General features: G+C 68.4%; 15 protein-coding genes. 1 reads left to right on the forward strand and 14 read right to left on the reverse strand.

What is annotated here, in order from left to right; all coding sequences use genetic code 11:
- Positions 1–84: 84 nt before the first annotated feature.
- From EOT10_RS28975 to EOT10_RS28990, 3 genes are all read right to left on the reverse strand, one after another.
- Positions 85–570, reverse strand: coding sequence for a DUF6113 family protein (locus EOT10_RS28975; RefSeq protein WP_189492207.1), 486 nt, complete (start codon positions 568–570; stop codon positions 85–87).
- Positions 571–589: 19 nt separating this feature from the next.
- Positions 590–1483, reverse strand: coding sequence for an N-acetyl-1-D-myo-inositol-2-amino-2-deoxy-alpha-D-glucopyranoside deacetylase (gene mshB / locus EOT10_RS28980; RefSeq protein WP_127831312.1), 894 nt, complete (start codon positions 1481–1483; stop codon positions 590–592).
- A gap of 244 nt (positions 1484–1727) precedes the next feature.
- Positions 1728–1922 carry a hypothetical protein gene (locus EOT10_RS28990; RefSeq protein ID WP_127831313.1) on the reverse strand — a complete coding sequence of 65 codons (195 nt, stop codon included), beginning with the start codon at positions 1920–1922 and terminating at the stop codon, positions 1728–1730.
- A 166-nt stretch (positions 1923–2088) separates the two neighbouring features.
- Here EOT10_RS28990 and EOT10_RS28995 point away from each other — a divergent pair, with 166 nt between their 5' ends.
- Complete coding sequence (locus tag EOT10_RS28995) at positions 2089–4212, forward strand: S9 family peptidase (protein WP_127831314.1); 2124 nt, start codon at positions 2089–2091, stop codon at positions 4210–4212.
- Positions 4213–4375: 163 nt separating this feature from the next.
- Here EOT10_RS28995 and EOT10_RS29000 read toward each other — a convergent pair whose 3' ends face one another.
- From EOT10_RS29000 to typA, 11 genes are all read right to left on the reverse strand, one after another.
- Positions 4376–5413, reverse strand: coding sequence for an ABC transporter ATP-binding protein (locus EOT10_RS29000; protein WP_127831315.1), 1038 nt, complete (start codon positions 5411–5413; stop codon positions 4376–4378).
- Entirely contained in the window at positions 5400–6380 is a 981-nt protein-coding gene (locus EOT10_RS29005) for an ABC transporter ATP-binding protein (RefSeq protein ID WP_127831316.1), read from the reverse strand. Before EOT10_RS29005 ends, EOT10_RS29000 begins: the two co-directional genes overlap by 14 nt.
- A 6-nt stretch (positions 6381–6386) precedes the next feature.
- Positions 6387–7400 (reverse strand): ABC transporter permease, encoded by a 1014-nt coding sequence (locus EOT10_RS29010; protein ID WP_127831317.1) that lies wholly within the window; start codon positions 7398–7400, stop codon positions 6387–6389.
- On the reverse strand, positions 7393–8316 hold the full coding sequence (locus EOT10_RS29015; protein WP_127831318.1) for an ABC transporter permease: 924 nt from the start codon (positions 8314–8316) through the stop codon (positions 7393–7395). The genes EOT10_RS29010 and EOT10_RS29015 overlap by 8 nt, the downstream gene beginning before the upstream one ends.
- 63 nt (positions 8317–8379) lie before the next feature.
- On the reverse strand, positions 8380–10008 hold the full coding sequence (locus tag EOT10_RS29020) for a peptide ABC transporter substrate-binding protein (RefSeq protein ID WP_127831319.1): 1629 nt from the start codon (positions 10006–10008) through the stop codon (positions 8380–8382).
- 172 nt (positions 10009–10180) lie between these two features.
- Positions 10181–11308 carry an ABC transporter ATP-binding protein gene (locus EOT10_RS29025; protein ID WP_127831320.1) on the reverse strand — a complete coding sequence of 376 codons (1128 nt, stop codon included), beginning with the start codon at positions 11306–11308 and terminating at the stop codon, positions 10181–10183.
- Positions 11309–11333: 25 nt separating this feature from the next.
- Positions 11334–12395, reverse strand: a complete 1062-nt coding sequence (locus EOT10_RS29030) for an ABC transporter ATP-binding protein (RefSeq protein ID WP_127831321.1) — start codon at positions 12393–12395, stop codon at positions 11334–11336.
- Between the two features lie 10 nt (positions 12396–12405).
- Positions 12406–13383 (reverse strand): ABC transporter permease, encoded by a 978-nt coding sequence (locus EOT10_RS29035; protein ID WP_127831322.1) that lies wholly within the window; start codon positions 13381–13383, stop codon positions 12406–12408.
- Positions 13384–13492: 109 nt separating this feature from the next.
- Complete coding sequence (locus EOT10_RS29040; RefSeq protein WP_127831323.1) at positions 13493–15289, reverse strand: ABC transporter substrate-binding protein; 1797 nt, start codon at positions 15287–15289, stop codon at positions 13493–13495.
- A gap of 101 nt (positions 15290–15390) precedes the next feature.
- Positions 15391–16422: an ABC transporter permease gene (locus EOT10_RS29045; protein WP_127831324.1), complete on the reverse strand. Its 1032-nt coding sequence runs from the start codon at positions 16420–16422 to the stop codon at positions 15391–15393.
- A gap of 918 nt (positions 16423–17340) precedes the next feature.
- Positions 17341–19248, reverse strand: a complete 1908-nt coding sequence (gene typA / locus EOT10_RS29050; RefSeq protein ID WP_127831325.1) for a translational GTPase TypA — start codon at positions 19246–19248, stop codon at positions 17341–17343.
- Between the last annotated feature and the right edge of the window lie 330 nt (positions 19249–19578).

The following is a 19578-nucleotide window of genomic DNA, read 5'->3' on the forward strand; positions in this document are numbered from 1 at the left end:
ATCCGGTGACCGCCGACGAAATCCGTGCGGGACACGGGCCGGTGACCCCGTCCATGATCCACGGGGAACGCCCCAAGTGGTACGTCACTTCCCAAGTCGGGCGGCGGGCCCCTGTGGTTGCCCCGGCAGGCCAAGGGTGGCGCAGATCACAGCGACGGCCATTCCGCCGAGGAGGAAGACGTACGAGCCGGTGCCCGCACCGAAGACGAAGTCGCCCTCGGGGCGGGTCGAGGTGAGCAGGATGACCGCGACGAACCAGCCGGCGGCGGGCGCGACGGCCCCTCCCCTGGTGCCCGTCAGGCGCGCCCCGCCGAGGAACGCGCCGGCCGCGCCGAGCAGGGCGAGCAGCAACCCGCCGGGAAACCAGCCGCCTTGGACGAGCGACCCGGCCACCCCGACGAGGGCGCCGAGCACGAGGAGTCCGAGGTACGCGGCGAGACGCCCGGCACCGAGCCCCGTCCCGGCCGTCCGGACAGGAGCGGCCGGGGGCTTCGCGGCGCCGCTCGACGCCGCCGCTCGGCCCGACCTCGCCGGGTTGCCCGACTTGCCCGACTTGCCCGCGCCACTCATCACGCCACCACTCCCGTCATCACGCCACCACTCCCGCGAACAGGTCCGTCTCGTACGGCGTCGCGGCCTCGCCCCGCGCCAGCTCGTAATACTCCACGTCGAAGACCGGCTGGGCGAGTTCGTTCGACAGGACGAAGACGGGTTCGCCGCCGGGCGCGATCTCCACCTGGGTCGCGTGCGCGGCCATCGCGGCGGTCTTGGCCGCGGCGAACGCCCGGCCGTCGATCTCGGCGGTGACGCGCGCGTCGTCGACGACGCCCGGCACGTCACCGATCGAGGCCATGGCCGCGTACGGGGTCGGGCCGAGGGCACCGGCCAGCCACCGGAAGCGCTCCTCGGCCACGGACCGGGGGACCCGGTTCCAGTAGATCTTCGCGACGGTGTGGGGGTCGCCGAGGTCGCGGCGGAACGCCGGCTCGGCCGCGAGGTCCGCCGCGCGCATGGCGACGCGGTGGGCCTTGATGTGGTCGGGGTGGCCGTAGCCGCCGTCCGGGTCATAGGTGACGAGGACCTGGGGGCGTACCTCGCGGATGACCTCGACCAGGTACGCGGCGGCCTCGTCGAGGTCGGCGGACCAGAAGGCGCCCGGCCGGTTGTTCTGCTCGGCGCCCATCATCCCGGAGTCGCGGAAGCGCCCCGGGCCGCCGAGGAAGCGGTGGTCGGTGACCCCGAGCTCCTTCATGGCGGCGGTGAGCTCGCCGATGCGGTGCGGGCCGAGGATGTCCTCGCGGTCCGGGGCGAGGTGCGCGAGCCGGTCCGGGATGACCTCGCCCTCCTCACCGAGCGTGCAGGTCACCAGGGTGACGTGGGCTCCGTCGGCCGCATACCTGGCCATGGTGGCACCATTGTTGATCGACTCGTCGTCGGGGTGCGCGTGCACGAGGAGCAGACGCCGGTCGGGCAGTTCCGTCATACGCCCAGCCTAGGACGTGTTTCGAAAGTCCCGCCGGGCCGCCCCGGACCGCTGGGGCGTGTCCGGCGGATCAGGGTCGGACAGGTCGCGGCGACTGGTGCGGTGCATCGCAAGGCGCCGGAGCGTCCTGACAGCGGAGCTGTCCGGACGTTTCGGCAACGCGGCGGGGTGCCGTGCGCATGGGGGCACCTCCCAGCGGTAGCTGGGGGAGTCGCGGCCCCGGCCATGATCCGCCGGACACGCCCTAGAACTTCATCCCGCCGAGCATGCCCGCGACGTTCGTCGTGAGCTCGCTGATGGTGGGCGCGATGGAGGAGCTCGCGAGGTAGAACCCGAGCAGGACGCAGACGATCGCGTGTCCGGCCTTGAGACCCGACTTCTTGATCAGAATGAAGACGATGATCGCGAACAGCACCACTGCCGAAATCGAGAGTGCCACAGCGGTCCACCTCCCTTGATCCGAGTCCAACTGCCGTACGCCACGCGGTAACCCGACCGGTTCCCACCCACGCGGCGCTATGGATCATAACTATCCGACGCGCCGCATGAGTCGGTGCATCGCAGCAAGGGGGGCGCACGGTGGCACGGCCCCATAGGGTCGGGGGATGACCACCGAGCCTGTTTCCTTTCCGCGCCGGCACGCCCGCACCCAGCGCTTCACGCTGGGCGCACCACGGGCGTTCACGGTGGCGCCCGACGGCGAGCGCGTCGTCTTCCTGCGGTCCGGTTCCGGTACCGATCGCGCGAACGCGCTGTGGGTCCTGGAGGTGGCGTCCGGCGAGGAACGGGTCGCCGCCGATCCGCGGGTGCTGCTGGGCGGCGCCGAGGAGGATCTGTCGGACGAGGAGCGCGCGCGGCGCGAGCGCAGCCGCGAGGGAGCCGCGGGCATCGTCGGCTACGCGACGGACGCGGCCGTGGAGCTGGCCGCGTTCGCGCTGTCCGGGCGGCTCTTCACCGCCGAGCTCCGTGCGGGCACGACCCGTGAACTCCGGGTTCCCGGCCCCCTGATCGACCCGCGCCCCTCGCCGGACGGCCGCCATGTCGCGTACGTGTCCGGGGGCGCGCTGCGTGTCGTCGGCGCGGACGGCGAGGGCGACCGGGCGCTCGCGGCGCCGGACGGGGACGAGGCGTCGACGGTGACGTACGGGCTCGCGGAGTTCGTCGCGGCCGAGGAGATGGACCGCTCGCGGGGCTTCTGGTGGTCGCCCGAATCGGACCGGCTGCTCGTGGCCCGGGCGGACGACGCGCCCGTGCGGCGCTGGTGGATCGCGGATCCGGCCCACCCGGACCGCGAGCCCGCCCGCACCGCGTACCCGGCGGCGGGCACGCCCAACGCGGAGGTGCGGCTCTTCGTCGTGGGTCTGGACGGGGCGCGCACCGAGGTGACGTGGGACCGGGCGAGGTACCCGTATCTGGCGCGGGTGCACTGGTCGGCGGACGGGGCGCCGCTGATCCTCGTGCAGGCGCGTGACCAGCTCAGCGAGCTGTACCTCGCGGTGAACGTCGACGACGGTTCGACGCGGATGGTGCACGCCGACGAGGACGGGCAGTGGCTGGAGCTGTTCCCCGGTGTGCCGTCGTGGTCGCCGAGCGGGCAGCTCGTGCGGATCGCGGACGAGGGCGGGGCGCGGGTCCTCGCGGTCGGTGAACGGCCGCTGACGGGGCCGCAGTTGCATGTGCGGGCGGTCCTGGACGTCGGGGAGAGCGACGTGCTGATCTCGGCGTCGGCGGGCTCGGCGGCGGTGGACCGCGAGACCGGCGAGGTGCACGTGTACCGGGTCAACGAGCTGGGTGTGGAGCGCGTCTCGGACGAGCCGGGCGTGCACTCCGCGGTGCGCGCGGGCGGCGTGACCGTCCTGGCGTCCACGCGCACCGACGAGCCGGGCACCCTGGTGCGGGTCCTGCGGGACGGCAAGCACCTCGCGACGGTCGCCTCGCACGCCGAGCGTCCATCGCTGAGCCCCCGCCTGACCCTCACTGAGGCGGCCGGAATCCCGTGCGCCGTCCTGCTTCCGTCCGCGTACCGGCAGGGCGACGGCCCGCTGCCGGTGCTGCTCGACCCGTACGGCGGCCCGCACGGGCAGCGGGTGGTCGCCGCGCACAACCCGCATCTGACGTCGCAGTGGTTCGCGGACCAGGGCTTCGTGGTGGTCGTCGCGGACGGCCGCGGCACCCCGGGCCACTCCCCCGCCCGGGAGAAGGCGATCCACGAGGACCTCACGCTCACCCTCGACGACCAGGTCACGGCGCTGCACGCGCTCGCCGACGTCTTCCCGCTCGACCTGAACCGGGTGGCGATCCGGGGCTGGTCGTACGGCGGTTATCTCGCGGGGCTAGCGGTCCTGCGCCGCCCCGACGTGTTCCACGCGGGCATCGCGGGCGCCCCGGTCACGGACTGGCGGCTCTACGACACGCACTACACGGAGCGCTACCTGGGCGACCCGAAGGCGTCGCCCGAGGTGTACGCGAAGAACTCGCTGGTCACCGACGACGGTCTGGCCGAGGCGGCGGACCAGCACCGGCCGCTGATGATCGTGCACGGCCTGGCCGACGACAACGTGGTCGTGGCGCACAGCCTGCGGCTGTCGTCGGCGCTCCTCGCCGCGGGCCGGCCGCACGAGGTGCTGCCGCTGTCGGGCGTGACGCACATGACGCCGCAGGAGCGGGTCGCGGAGAATCTGCTGCTGCTCCAGGTGGACTTCCTGAAGCGCTCGCTGGGACTGGCCTAGAAAGGCGACCGGCCGGGGCGACATGGCGCGCCCCGGCCGGTCCACGGCACCCGCACGGCCGTACGCTGTTCAGTGTGCCGCGTTCACATATCGGTGTCGCGACGGCCAAGTTGCCTGGGTGTTAACGCAGTTGGTGCTGATTTGCCCCGACACGTACGCGCGCCTACTCGGTGGGCACGACGTGTTTCTCCTCGGCGAAGAAGCAGGCCGAGTCGTGCTGGGCCGGGGTCTTCTCTCCGATGCGGAGCACGGCGGGCACTGCCAGCTCCGGGACCTCCAGGGCGCACCGCTCCTGCGCCTTCCAGCAGCGGGTGCGGAAGCGGCAGCCCGAAGGGATGTTGGCCGGGGAGGGCACGTCTCCGCTGAGGATGATCCGTTCGCGGTGCTCGCGCGCCTCCGGGTCGGGGACGGGGACGGCGGACAGGAGCGCCTGCGTGTAGGGGTGGGTGGGGTGTTCGTAGATCTCCTCGTCGGTGCCGATCTCGACGATGCGCCCGAGGTACATGACGCCGACCCGGTCGGAGATGTGCCGGACGATGGACAGGTCGTGGGCGATGAAGACGTAGGACAGGTCGAACTCGTTCTGGAGGCTGTCGAGCAGGTTGACGACCTGTGCCTGCACGGAGACGTCCAGGGCGGAGACCGGCTCGTCGGCGACGATGATCTCGGGGCGCAGGGCGAGGCCGCGCGCGATGCCGATGCGCTGGCGCTGGCCGCCGGAGAACTGGTGCGGGTAGCGGTTGATGTACTCGGGGTTGAGGCCGACCACGTCGAGGAGGTCCTGGACCCTGCGGCGCCGGTCTCCCTTGGGGGCCACCTCGGGGTGGATCTCGTACGGCTCCCCGATGATGTCGCCGACGGTCATGCGGGGGTTGAGGGACGTGTACGGGTCCTGGAACACCATCTGGATGTTGCGGCGTACGGCTTTGAGGGCGCGCCCCGACAGCTTGGTGACGTCCTCGCCCTTGTACTTGATCTGACCGGCGGTCGGCCGCTCCAGGTTGACGAGCATCTTGGCGACGGTCGACTTGCCGCAGCCGGACTCGCCGACGATGCCGAGGGTCTCGCCCTGGCCGAGCGCGAAGTCGACGCCGTCGACGGCCTTGACCGCGCCGACCTGCTTCTTGAACAGGATTCCCTGGGTGAGCGGATAGTGCTTGACCAGGCCGCTGACCTCCAGGATGGGTTCACTGGCCGGCATCGAGCGTCTCCTTCCAGAAGTGGCAGGCGCTCCGGCGGGTCGGGCTCACCTCGTAGAGCGGGGGGACGTCCGTGCGGCACACGTCCTGGGCCATCGGGCAGCGCGGGTTGAAGGCGCAGCCGGGCGGGATGTGCATCAGGTTGGGCGGCAGGCCCTTGATCGCGTACAGCTCCTGGCCCTTCTGGTCGAGGCGCGGGATCGATTCGAGCAGGCCCTTGGTGTACGGGTGGGCGGGGCGCTTGTAGATCTCGTGCACGGGGGCCGTCTCGACGATGCGGCCCGCGTACATGACGGCGATCCTGTCGGCGACGTCCGCGACGACGCCCAGGTCGTGGGTGATGAGGATGAGGCCCATGCCGAGTTCGCGCTGGAGCTCGGCGAGCAGGTCCATGACCTGGGCCTGGACGGTGACGTCGAGGGCGGTGGTGGGCTCGTCGGCGATGATCAGGTCCGGTTCGAGGGCGAGCGCCATCGCGATCATGATGCGCTGGCGCATGCCGCCGCTGAACTGGTGCGGGTACTGGCCGACGCGCTCCTGGGCGGCCGGGATCCTGACCCGGTCCATCAGCTCGACGGCCTTGGTCCTGGCGTCCTTGCGGGACATTCCCTGGTGGACGGTGAACAGCTCGCCGATCTGGGCGCCCACGGAAAGCACGGGGTTGAGGGAGCTCAGGGCGTCCTGGAAGATCATCGCCATCTTGGCGCCGCGGACCTTCCTGCGCTCCTCCTCCTTGAGCTTCAGCAGGTCCTTGCCCTGGAAGACGATCTCGCCGCCGGCGATCTTCCCCGGCGGCATGTCGAGGATGCCCATGATCGCCTGCGCGGTCACGGACTTGCCGGACCCGGACTCGCCGAGCACGGCGAGGGTCTCGCCCTCGTCGACGGTGTAGTTGACGCCGTTGACCGCCTTGGCGACCCCCTCACGCGTACGGAACTCCACCTGCAGATCGCGTACTTCGAGCAGCATGGGCGCCTACCTCAGCTTGGGGTCGAGGGCGTCGCGCACCGCGTCGCCGAGCATGATGAACGCGAGCACGGTGACGGCGAGGGCACCCGCGGGCCACAGCAGCATGTGCGGGGCGTTGCGGATGTACGGGGACGCCGCGGAGATGTCGATGCCCCAGCTGACGGTGGGCGGCTTCAGGCCGACGCCGAGGTACGAGAGCGTCGCCTCCAGGGCGATGTACGTGCCGAGGGCGATGGTGGCGACGACGATGACCGGGGCGACCGCGTTGGGCAGGATGTGGCGCAGCATCATCCGGGAGTTGGAGGCGCCGAGGGCCCGCGCCGCCTGGACGTAGTCGTTCTGTTTGGCCGTGATGACGGAGCCGCGGGCGATGCGGGAGAGCTGCGGCCAGCCGAGCAGCACCATGAACCCGATGACCGGCCAGACGGTGGAGCTGGTGACCACGGACAGGAGCACCAGGCCGCCGAGGACGACGGGGATGGCGAAGAAGACGTCGGTGATGCGGGACAGGATCGCGTCCCAGGATCCGCCGAAGAACCCGGCGAGCCCGCCGAGGACGCTGCCGAGGAGGGAGACGCCGATGGTGGCGCAGACGCCGACGGTGACGGAGGTGCGGGCGCCGTACACGGTGCGGGTGTAGACGTCGCAGCCCTGGCCGTCGAAGCCGAAGGGGTGGCCCGCCTGGGAGCCTTCCTGGGCCTTGGCGAGGTCGCAGGACAGCGGGTTGCCGGAGGCGATCAGCGAGGGCCAGAGCGAGATGAAGACGAGGAAGACGATGATCAGGCCCGAGATGATGAAGATCGGGTTGCGACGCAGATCGCGCCAGGCGTCCGACCAGAGGCTGCGCGGCTTGCCCGCAGGACCCGTGCCCTCGGGACCGCCGGGCGTCTTCTCCAGCGTGGTCCCCTCGCTCGTGGCGAGGTCCATGGCGCCGCCCGCGCCGGTCGCGGCGATGGCCCCGTCCTCCGGGGCGCGGCCCCCGCCCGACAGGTAGGGCTCCGGCGGCTGGGGTTCAGGCATAGCGGATCCTCGGGTCGAGTACGGCGTACAGGAGGTCGACGATCAGGTTGGCCACCAGGAAGACGAGGACGAGGACCGTCACGAAGCCGACGACGGTCTGGGTGTTCTGCCGGAGAATGCCCTGGTAGAGCTGGTAGCCGACGCCGTGGATGTTGAAGATCCGCTCCGTGACGATGGCGCCGCCCATCAGGGCGCCGATGTCGGTGCCGATGAACGTGACGACCGGGATCAGTGAGTTGCGCAGCAGGTGCCGGGTGATGACGCGGTGCCGGGGCAGGCCCTTGGCGATGGCGGTGCGGACGTAGTCGGCGCGCCGGTTCTCCGCGATGGATGTCCTGGTGAGCCGGGTGACGTACGCGAGGGAGACCGAGGCGAGCACGAGGCCGGGGACGATCAGTTCGGAGAACGTCGCCTCGGTGGACACGGCGGGTTTGATGAGCCCCCATTCGACGCCGAGCAGGAGCTGGAGCAGCAGGCCGGTGACGAAGGTCGGGACGGAGATGACGACCAGGGTGAGCAGCAGCACGCTGGTGTCGACGGGGCGTCCGCGGCGCAGGCCCGTGACGACGCCGAGCGTGATGCCGATGATGATCTCGAAGAGGATCGCCACGATGGTCAGGCGGATCGTCACGGGGAAGGCCGCCGCCATCAGTTCGGTGACCTTCTGGCCGTTGAACGCGGTGCCGAAGTCGCCGGTGAAGACGTTCCCCATGTAGGTCAGGTACTGCTGCCAGACGGGCTTGTCGAGGCCGAACTCCTGCTTGAGCTGGGCTGCCGTGGCGGGGTCGCAGGCCCGCTCGCCGCACAGTCCCGCGACGGGGTCGCCCATCACGTTGACCATCAGGAAGATGAGCAGCGTCGCGCCGAAGAAGACCGGGATCATCTGCAGCAGACGCCTGATCACATAACGTCCCATACGGGGCTCCCGAATCGGGGGGAGCGGCCGCCCGTCAGAGGCCGGGCGGCCGTTCCCCGGACGTCACTTGACCTTGATCTGGTTGTAGACCGGGACGCTGAACGGGTTCAGGGTGACGTTGGTGACGTTGTCGGAGTAGCCGGCGCTGCCGTTCTGGTACCAGAGCGGAATGGCGGCCATGTTGTCCCGTACGACGCCCTCGGCCTGCTGGAACAGCTTCACTGCCTTGGTCTTGTTGGACTCGGCGTTGGCCTGGTTGACGAGCTTGTCGAACTGCTTGTTGGACCAGTGGCCGTCGTTGGACGAGGCGTTGGTGTAGTACAGCGGCTGCAGGAAGTTCTGGATGAGCGGGTAGTCCATCTGCCAGCCGGCGCGGAACGGGCTCGACATCTTCTTCTGCGTGATCTTGTTGCGGAAGTCGGCGAAGGTGCCGGTGGGCAGGCCGACGCAGGCCCTGTCGTTGCCGAGCGCGTTGTTGATGCTGTTGCAGACGGCGTCGACCCACTCCTTGTGGCTGCCGGTGTCGGCGTTGTAGCCGATCTTCACCTGGCCGCCGGGGAGGCCGCCGCCCTGCTTGACCAGCTTCTTGGCCTCACTGGGGTTGTATTCGCAGCTGCTGCCGCACAGGCCGTCCTGGAAGCCGCCGTCCTTGCCGAGGACCGGCGAGGTCCAGTCCGTGGCCGGGGTGCGGGTCTTCTGGAAGATCGTCTCGGTGATCTGCTTGCGGTTGATCGCCATGGACAGGCCCTTGCGGACCTTGTAACTGTCCGGCTTGTTCCACGCCGGGTCGTAGAACGGGAAGGCGAGCGTCTGGATGATGCCGGCCGGAGTGTTGATGTACCGGCCGCCCAGGTCGGCGCTGACGTTCTTGAGCTGCGCGGCGGGGACGTCGTCGACGAGGTCGAGGTTGCCGGCCGTCAGGTCGGTGTACGCCGTGTTGTTGTCGGTGTAGACCTTCAGGTCCACGCCGCCGTTCTGCGCCTTGTCGGTCCCCGGGTACTGGTCCCACTTGCGCAGGGACATCTGGGAGCCCTTGGTGTAGCTGTGGATCGTGTACGGGCCGTTGCCGATCGGCTTGCTCACCCAGGCGGAGTGGTTGGTGAAGAAGGCCTTGGGGAGCGGCGAGAAGGCCGCGTAGCCGAGGGTGTCGGGCCACAGCGAGAACTTCTGGCTGAGCTTGACCGAGAAGGTGAGGGGGCCGGTGACCTTGAGCCCGGACAGGTTGGTGGCGCTCGGGGTGCCGGTGTCGGGGTGGACCTTGGTGTAGCCCTCGATCTGGCCGAAGAAGTAGGCGTTCTTCTGGTTGTGCTTCAGGTTCGCGCCGTAGTTCCAGGCGTCCACGAAGGACTGCGCGGTGACCTTCTCGCCGTTGGAGAACTTCCAGCCGTCCTTGACCGTGATGGTGAAGTTGACCGAGTCCTTGGTGTCGATCTTGTCCGCCAGCATGTTCTCGGCGGCGCCCGTCTTGGGGTTGTAGCGCTTCAGGCCACGGAAGAGCATGTCGAGGACCTTGCCGCCCTGCACCTCGTTGGTGTTCGAGGGTTCCAGGGGGTTCTGCGGGTCACCCCAGGACGAGCGGACGATCCCTGAGCCGTTGCCGCCACCGCCGCCGCCCCCACCACCACAGGCCGACGCCGACAGGGCGACGGCCACCGCGCATGCGGCCCACTTGGCGTGCGTGGCTCCACGCATGAACTGCCTCCTAGGAATACTTCCGGGTCCGCGCCTTTACGGCACTTAGGCCCAAATATCACCTTTGGCAGCACATGACGCATTTTCAGCCAGTCCGTACGAGCGCATGAACAGCGACGGCCCGCCACCGGTGCGTCACCGGTGGCGGGCCGTCAAGGGAGAACCCCGAACGTCAGGCGTTCTCGCCGGACTCCTCGAGGGCCGCGAGTGCCGGGTCGAGGACGATGTCCTCGCCGCGGTCCACGGTGGTCGGCTCCTCCGGGAAGTGACAGGCCGTGAGGTGGCCCTCGTTGCTGCCGGAGATCTGGACGAGCGGGGGCTCCTCCGTGGCGCACTTGTCCTGCGCCTTCCAGCAGCGGGTGCGGAAGCGGCAGCCGGACGGCGGCGAGATCGGCGAGGGGACGTCGCCCTCCAGGCGGATCCGCTCCTTCTTCTCGGCGTCGATGTCCGCGTTCGGCACGGCCGACATCAGGGCGTGCGTGTACGGGTGCCGGGGCCGCGTGTAGAGCGACTCGCGGTCGGCGATCTCGACGACCTTGCCCAGGTACATGACCGCGATGCGCTGCGAGAAGTGCCGCACGATCGCCAGGTCGTGGGCGATGAAGACGAACGCGATGCCCATCTCCCGCTGCACCTTCTGCAGCAGGTTGATGACCTGGGCCTGGATCGACACGTCGAGCGCGGAGACCGGCTCGTCGGCGATGATCAGCTTCGGCTCCAGGGCCACCGCGCGGGCGACGCCGATGCGCTGGCGCTGGCCGCCCGAGAACTCGTGCGGGAAGCGGTTGTAGTGCTCGGGGTTCAGGCCGACGATCTCGAGCAGCTCCCGCACGCGGGCCTCGCGGCCGCCGGGCGGGTTGATGCCGTTGATCTCCATCGGGCCGGAGATGATCGAGCCGACCGTCTGGCGCGGGTTCAGCGACGCGTACGGGTCCTGGAAGATCATCTGGATCTCGGACCTGATGGGCGCCAGCTGCCTGCGGTTGAGGTGGCTGATGTCCTGGCCGTTGTAGGTGACGGTGCCTTCCGTCGGCTCGTACAGGCGGGTCAGGAGACGGCCCGTCGTCGACTTGCCGCAGCCGGACTCGCCGACGAGGCCGAGGGCCTCGCCCGGGTGGACGTCGAAGGAGACGCCGTCGACGGCCTTGACGGCGCCGACGGTCCGCCGGATCGGGAAGCCGCCCTTGATCGGGAAGTGCTTCTTCAGGTCCCGGACCTGGAGCAGCGGCGCGGAGTCCGCGTCACGCTGGCCCGGGATCACGTCGGCGACCGCCGTCGTGCTGTTGGTGTTCTCGCTCATGGTTGTTGCCCCAGTCGCCGGTAGGTCAGCCCAGCCGGGGCTGAATCGTCTCGATGAAGACCTGCTGCTTCTGATCCGCCGTCAGATGGCAGGCGGAGCCGCGTCCCGCGGGCAGCTCGGGCCGGTCTTCCTTGCAACGGCCGCCGTCCACCTTGTCGGTGAAGGCGCACCGCGGGTGGAAGGCGCAGCCGCTCGGCGGGTTGAGCAGCGACGGCGGCGAGCCGGGGATCGGCAGCAGCGGCTCGTTGACGTCCGAGTTGAGGCGCGGCATGGAGCCGAGCAGTCCCCAGGTGTAGGGGTGTTCGGGCGCCTTGAGGACCTCGCGCACGGAGCCGCGCTCCACGGCCCGGCCCGCGTACATCACGAGCAGGTCGTCGGCCATGTTCGCCACGACGCCCAGGTCGTGGGTGATCATGATGATCGCGGAGCCGAACTCCTGCTGGAGGTCCTTGAGCAGGTCGAGGATCTGCGCCTGCACGGTCACGTCGAGCGCGGTGGTCGGCTCGTCGGCGATCAGCAGGTCGGGGTTGCAGACCAGGGACATGGCGATCATGGCGCGCTGGCGCATACCGCCGGAGAACTGGTGCGGGTAGTCGTCCACCCGCTGCTTCGGGTGGGGGATGCCCACCTTCTCCAGCATCTGGATGGCCCGGTCGCGGGCCTCCTTCTTGCTGGCCCCGGTGTGCTTGCGGAAGGGCTCCGAGATCTGCCGGCCCACCGTGTAGTACGGGGAGAGCGCGGTCAGCGAGTCCTGGAAGATCATCGCCATCTTGTTGCCGCGGAGCTTCTCCAGCTCGGGCTCGGTGGCGGTGAGCAGTTCCTTGCCGTCGAGGACGATCTCGCCCTCGACGTTGGTGTTCTTCCGGTTGTGCAGGCCGAGCACGGTCAGGTTGGTCACCGACTTGCCGGAGCCCGACTCGCCGACGATGCCGAGCGTCTTGCCGCGCTCGAGGTCGAAGGAGAGCCCGTCCACAGCCTTGACGATGCCGTCCTCGGTGGAGAACTGCACCTTCAGGTCGCGTACCGAGAGGAACGCGTCGCCGCCGGTGGGGGCCGGAGCGTTCTCGGTCTTGGTGAGTGTGGTCACGGTCGTTCTCCTAGGACAGACGCACGCGCGGGTCGACGACGGCGTACAGAGCGTCCACGACGATGTTGCAGACGATGATGAAGGCGGCGCTGAGGATCATGACGCCCATGAGGACGGGCAGGTCCTTGCCGACCACCGAGTCACGGGCGAGCCGGCCCATGCCCGCGAGGCCGAAGGTCAGCTCGGTGACCATGCCACCGCTGAGCAGACCGCCGATGTCCATGCCGAGGATCGTGATGATCGGGATGAGCGAACCGCGCCAGGCGTAGCGGAAGAACGTGTAGCGGCTGCTCATGCCCTTCGCCCGGGCGGCGCGGACGTGCTCCTCCTGGAGCTGCTCGATCATCGAGGAGCGGGCCATACGCGTGTAGTTGGCCGTGAAGATCGTCGCCATGATGATCCAGGGGATCAGCAGGCCCATGAACCAGCCGAAGGGGTCATCCGTGAGCGGCACGTACTTGGGCTTGTCCAGCCAGCCCGTGCTGAAGACGAGGAGGCCCATGACGACCGGGCCGATGAAGTAGATCTGGAACGAGCTGGTGACCAGCGAGGCGCCGCTGAAGGTCTTGTCGAGCCAGGTGCCGCGGAAGCGGGCGGCCAGCAGGCCGGCGCCGAGACCGGCGGCCAGGAAGACGATGAGGGAGCCGAAGGTGAGGGACAGCGTCAGCGGGAGACGGTCCATCATGGTGCTCCACACCATCTGGTTGTTGCGGAACGAGACGCCGAAGCAGGGTGCGCTGCAGTGGCCCACGCCGAAGTCACGTCCGACGAAGATGCCGGAGAGGTAGTCCCAGTACTGGACGGGCACCGGCTTGTCGAGCCCGAGGTTCTTGTGAATGAGCGCCAGCGCATCCGGGGTGCAGTTCTTGCCACATGCGAGCATCGCCGGGTCCTGTGGGATGGCGAAGTACATGAAGTACGTGAAGGCGCTGATCAGCAGAAGGATGAGTGCTGCGCCGAGCGTCCGGCGTATGAGAAATCGAAGCATGGCAGTGAGCTGCTCTCAGGACGGCGGCGGTGGGAGGCCTGGAGGGGGTCCGGCGCCCGGGGGTGAGGGCACCGCCGCGCCCTCACCCCCGGGAACTGCCTTGAACCGACTACTTCTTGAGGAAGACCGCGGTCGGGTCGGTGTAGCTCGTCACCGTCGAGTACCGCAGGCCACCGACGTTGGAACCGGCGATCTGGAACACCTTGGTGTAGTAGATCGGGGCGGCCGGGTTGATCTTGGTGCTGATGTACTCGGAGAGCTTGCCGTACTCCTTGGCGCGCTCGGCGGAGTCAGAGATCGCCTGGATGCGGGCGAGCTCCGCGTTCACGTGCTTGTCGTTGGTGTGCGAGTAGTTCGACGAGCCGTCCTGGATCTGCGCACCGTCGAAGGACGGCGGGAAGACGGTGTTGCCGTCCGCCCAGTCCTGGCCCCAGCCGGTCATGTAGAGGTCGAGGCCGTTCTTGACCTTGCCCATCTGCTCGTACCAGGTCGCGGCGTCGATCTCCTTCTTCTGGATGTCGAGGCCGATCTTCTTCAGGTTGTTGATGATCAGGTTCGCCTGAGTGGTACGGACCGGGGTGTTGGCGTACGCGTAGACGAGCTTCTTGCCCTTGGCGCCGGCCTCGTCGATGAGCTTCTTCGCCGCGGCGATGTCACCGTTGGGCTTCTTGGTGCGGTTGAACGGGTCGAACTTCTTGTCGTAGCCCGGGGTGGTGGGCGACATCAGGCTGGTCGCGGGGTCGCCGCCGTAGGCACCACCGTCGGCGTGGCCGGCCGCGTTGGCCGGGATCGCCAGGGCGATGGCGTCACGGATGCGCTTGTCCTTGACGCGGTCCATGTTGAAGTTCAGCTGCCACACGTACGGGGCGTAGCCCTGCACGGTGCGCTTCATCACGGCCTTGTCGGTCGTGATCTTCTGCAGCTGGGTGGCGTCGATCTGGCCGGAGAACATGATGGCGTTCTTGGCCTCGGCACGGTCGGCCAGGATCGTCTTGGTCTGCGTGGCCTTGTCCTGGTTGTAGTCGATGTTGAAGCCATCGACGTACTGGTGACGCATCGGGTCCGTCTTCGGGTCCCAGCCGGGGTTGCGGACCAGCTTCAGGCTCTTGCCCGACTTGTACTCGGAGATCTTGTACGGGCCGGTGGCGACGGGCGCCTGGTCGTACTTCTCCTTGGTGTCCGTCTTCTCCGGGACGACCGCGTAGGCGGCCATGGCGAGCGCCTGCGGGGCGTCGCTGTGCGGCTTCAGGAAGTGGAAGACGACGGTCTGGTCGTCCGGGGTCGCGATGACCGAGTCGGGCAGGTGCTTGCCCTTGTACGGACCGGTGTACGCCTTGCGGTACTTGGTGCCCTCACCGGACAGCCACTGCTGGACGTAGGTCGGGCCGTCCGTCTCGAAGGAGGCGTACAGGCGCTCGAAGCTGTGACGGATGTCGGCCGACGTGATGACGTGGCCGTTCTGGTCCTTGACGCCCTTCTTGAGCGTGTAGGTCCAGGTCTTGCCGCCGTCCGAGGACTTGCCGGCGTCCGTGGCGAGGTCGCCGACGACCGTCTGGTCGCCCTTGTCGTCCTCGACGTACGTGGTCAGGCCGCGGTAGAGGAGCTTGGACAGGAGACCGGCGTCGGAGACGTAGATCTGGCCCGGGTCGAGGTGGGAGAAGTCGGTCTCCTGGTAGACCTGGATGGTGCCGCCCTTGCGGGACCCCGGAACCTCCTTGGCGGGACCGACGGACTGCGCGGCGGTGCCGATGACGACCGGCTTGGCCTGCGCGAGGGCGTCCGTCTGGGACTTGCCCACGTTCTTGTCGCCGCCCTTGGAACCGGCGCTGCAGCCGGTGAGTGCCAGCGCGCCGGCGGTCACCGCGACGACCGTTGCCTGCGCCGTGCGCGTACGAAGGATGCTCATGGAGTTAGATCCACCTGCCTGTGAGTAGTGATCCTTTGGTGCTGCCTGGCGCATCCGGTATGGCCGGCGCCCGGGTGGCAGCTACCCCCTGGGGGAGTGGTTCAGCGCCCCGTCTTGGGATCGAACGCGTCCCGGACGGAGTCCCCGAGGAGGTTGAACGCCACGAAGAACACGACCATGGCGATACCCGGGAAGAACATGTAAGTCGGGTCCTGCTCGTAGATGTTGGCGCCGGTGGCGAACATCAGGCCCCAGTCGGGGGTCGGGTCCTGGTAACCGACACCGACGAACGAGAGGAAGGCGACCGAGAGGATGGTGCTGGGGAGCAGATAGGTGCCCTGCACGATGATCGGCGTGATCAGGTTGGGCAGCAGCTCCTTGCGGATGATCCGCCAGGGCGAGGCGCCGGCGACCTTCGCGGCCTCGACGAACTCGCGCTCACGCAGGGACAGCGTGACGGCGCGGACCAGGCGGGACAGGCTCATCCAGGTGAGGAGCCACATCACGCCGAGGATGGCGAGGAAGCGGATGTAGACCGGGGTCTCCTCGTCGGGAGCCACGAACACCGTGACCACGACGGGCATCACCGCGACCATGAACAGCTGGCTGGGCAGCGCGAGCATGAAGTCGGTCAGACGCCCGAGCCAGTAGTCGATCTTGCCGCCGAAGTACCCGGAGACCAGACCGATGAGCACGCCCACGATGACGATGCCGATGGTGGCGAGGAGCGCGGTGTAGAGCGACGTACGCATGCCGTAGAGCAGGTAACTGAAGACGTCGCGCCCGTAGTTGGGGTCGATGCCGAACCAGTGCTCGGGCGACATGCCGCCGTTGGGGCCGGCCGGCAGGTTGAACTCGTTGAGGAGTGTGGGGTCGTCCTGGCCGTAGAACTCGTAGGGGTCCTTGCCGTAGAGCTTCGAGATGAGCGGCGCGGCCGCCGATATCACGAAGAAGAACAGCACGATCCAGGCGGAGACGACGCCCGTCCTGTCCCGCTTGAAGCGGAGCCACATGAGGCGGCCGGGCGAACGGCCCTGAACCGTCTCGTTCTTCTTTCCGGCGCCCTTCGGCTCCGGCTCTTTGTCCAAGGCGGAAGAGGTCTCGGCGCCCTCAATCTCGATTGGACTCGTCATGATTCGTCCATTTCACAGGTGTTGGAGGTCGTCGGCACACGGCGGGCTCCTCCCTGTGGGAACGGAGCACCGGACCGACAGCCGTCGCACGGCGTACGCCACTCCAGTTGGATTTGCCACCAGGGGGTACGACGACCTACGGGCGGTACACGGCAACCCAAGGCCGGATGCGCGCGGTTGAAGCTACGACTGGGGTGAACCCACCCCGGGGGGAGCCTGGCCCGACCGGGCAGGCCGAGCCGTCAGAGACTGTCGCGGCGCTTGAGCGCCGTGCCGGTCACGGGGCTACTGCCCGCGAGTCCTCTACCTGCCATCAGGGACGACGCGACCCATATGGCGCTTGTGGCACCTCGCATGGGTTCCTCCTCATGAGTCCACTTTTGTTCACTACAAGTGGAGACACTCTCCATCCTGCCGACACCCCTGACGGCGAGGATCGATGGTGCCTCAGTGTGCTCGCGAGTCGGCACTCCCCACAGTGCGTGACCCATTGACCCGAGCTCTACGCGCTCAACTATCTGGCATGAGAATCGGGCCGACCACAGTGTTTTGGTCTCGGTTCGATCACACCTGATGCGTACTTAGCCCAAAATCCGGACAAACAGATCCGAGATAGATCCCTGCGAAACGGACTCGTTACACATCTATCGGTCAGTGACGTCCGGATTCCGGACGGTTGCCAGGGGAAAACGAGTTGCACATCACGCGCCCCTGAGCAGGGCCGTGGAAAGACTCCCGGCGGGCCGGTCAACGCGCGTGGACTACGCGGGAACGCGTCCAGGATGCCACGAGGGTAGTGAAGTACCACCTGGTGCGGGCGACGATCCTGTAAAAAATGTCCTGCGCCGGACCTCCGGCGCAGGACATACGACGAAGGCCCGGACCCCCTGAGGGAGTCCGGGCCCAACTGTCGCGGGATCAGCTGTGCTTGGCGCGCGAGGCCGAGCGGCCGCGCTCCTTCTGGTCCAGGACGACCTTACGGATGCGGACGGCCTCCGGGGTCACCTCGACGCACTCGTCGTCGCGGCAGAACTCCAGGGACTGCTCCAGGGAGAGCTTGCGCGGCGGGACGATCGCCTCGAACGAGTCGGCCGACGAGGACCGCATGTTCGTGAGCTTCTTCTCCTTGGTGATGTTCACGTCCATGTCGTCGGCGCGCGAGTTCTCGCCGACGATCATGCCCTCGTACACCTCGGTGCCGGGGTCGGTGAACAGCACGCCGCGCTCCTGGAGGTTCGTCATCGCGAACGCGGTGACGGCACCGGCGCGGTCGGCGACCAGCGAGCCGTTGTTACGGGTCGTCAGCGTGCCGAACCACGGCTCGTGGCCCTCGTGGATGGAGTGGGCGATACCCGTACCGCGGGTGTTCGTCAGGAACTCGGTACGGAAGCCGATGAGGCCACGCGACGGAACGACGAACTCCATGCGGACCCAGCCGGAGCCGTGGTTCGACATGTTGTCCATGCGGCCCTTGCGGACACCCATGAGCTGCGTGACCGCGCCCATGTGCTCCTCGGGGACGTCGACCGTGAGGCGCTCGACGGGCTCGTGCGTCTTGCCGTCGACCTCGCGGGTGACGACCTGCGGCTTGCCGATGGTCAGCTCGAAGCCCTCGCGGCGCATCTGCTCGACCAGGATCGCCAGGGCCAGCTCACCGCGGCCCTGCACCTCCCAGGCGTCGGGGCGCTCGGTGTCGAGGACGCGGAGCGAGACGTTACCGATCAGCTCGCGGTCGAGGCGGTCCTTGACCTGGCGGGCGGTGACCTTGCGGTCCTTGACGGCGGACTTGGCGCCGGCGCCCTTGCCCGTGCCGCCACGGCCGACCAGCGGCGAGGTGTTCGTACCGATGACCATGGAGATGGCCGGCTCGTCGACCGTGATCAGCGGGAGGGCGACCGGGTTCTCCGGGTCGGCCAGCGTCTCGCCGATCATGATGTCCGGGATACCGGCGACGGCGCAGATGTCACCGGGGCCCGCGACCTCGGCGGGCTTGCGGGTGAGCGCCTCGGTCATCATCAGCTCGGTGATGCGGACGTTCGAGATGGTGCCGTCACGCTTGATCCACGCGACCGTCTGGCCCTTGCGCAGCTCGCCCTGCTCGACGCGCAGGAGCGCGATACGGCCGAGGAAGTTGTCGGCGTCCAGGTTGGTGACGTGCGCCTGGAGGGGGGCCTCCTCGTCGTACGTCGGGGCCGGGACGTGCTCCAGGATCGTGGAGAAGAACGGCTCCAGGCTGGTGGAGTCCGCCGGGACCGTGCCGTTCTCCGGCTTGGTCAGCGAGGCGATGCCGTCACGGCCGCACGCGTAGACGATCGGGAACTCGATCTGGTCCTCGTCGGCGTCCAGGTCGAGGAAGAGGTCGTACGTCTCGTTGACGACCTCGTCGATCCGGGAGTCCGGGCGGTCCGTCTTGTTGATGCACAGGATGACGGGCAGACGCTGCTGGAGCGCCTTGCGCAGCACGAAGCGGGTCTGCGGGAGCGGGCCCTCGGACGCGTCCACGAGCAGGACCACCGCGTCGACCATCGACAGACCGCGCTCGACCTCGCCACCGAAGTCGGCGTGGCCCGGGGTGTCGATGATGTTGATCGTGATGACGTCGCCGCCATCCTTCGGGTGGTACTTCACCGCCGTGTTCTTGGCCAGGATCGTGATGCCCTTCTCACGCTCCAGGTCGTTCGAGTCCATCATGCGGTCGTCGAGGGACTCGGCGGCGTGCGCGGCGAACGAGCCGGCCTGCTTGAGCATGGCATCGACGATGGTCGTCTTGCCGTGGTCGACGTGGGCGACGATGGCGACGTTACGGATGTCGTGGCGCGTGGCCATATTGCGGCGTACTCCCGGAGTGAGTGGACGGCTGCGCGTACGTCTCTTCGTACGCGCGCCCTGCCGGGCTGGACACGCCACGGCCTCACCCCATCGTACGGGGCTCCGGCCGAGGTGGCCTTCTCGGGCCGTGGGGTGAGCAATGCACAGTGAGTGAACAGCGGGCGCGGGCGTGGGGGACGCCCCGAGGAAACCGCAGGTCAAGTGGTGTAACGAACCTTGCCCGCCGGACGGGCCGGCGGGCAAGGGACTTGAGCTGGATCTGAGCTAATTGATCTTGAGCGGTGCGATGTGCGTCACGTCAAGACGCGATGTGCGTCACGTCCAGGG

The organism is Streptomyces antnestii, from assembly GCF_004005495.1.
GTDB lineage: Bacteria > Actinomycetota > Actinomycetes > Streptomycetales > Streptomycetaceae > Streptomyces > Streptomyces antnestii.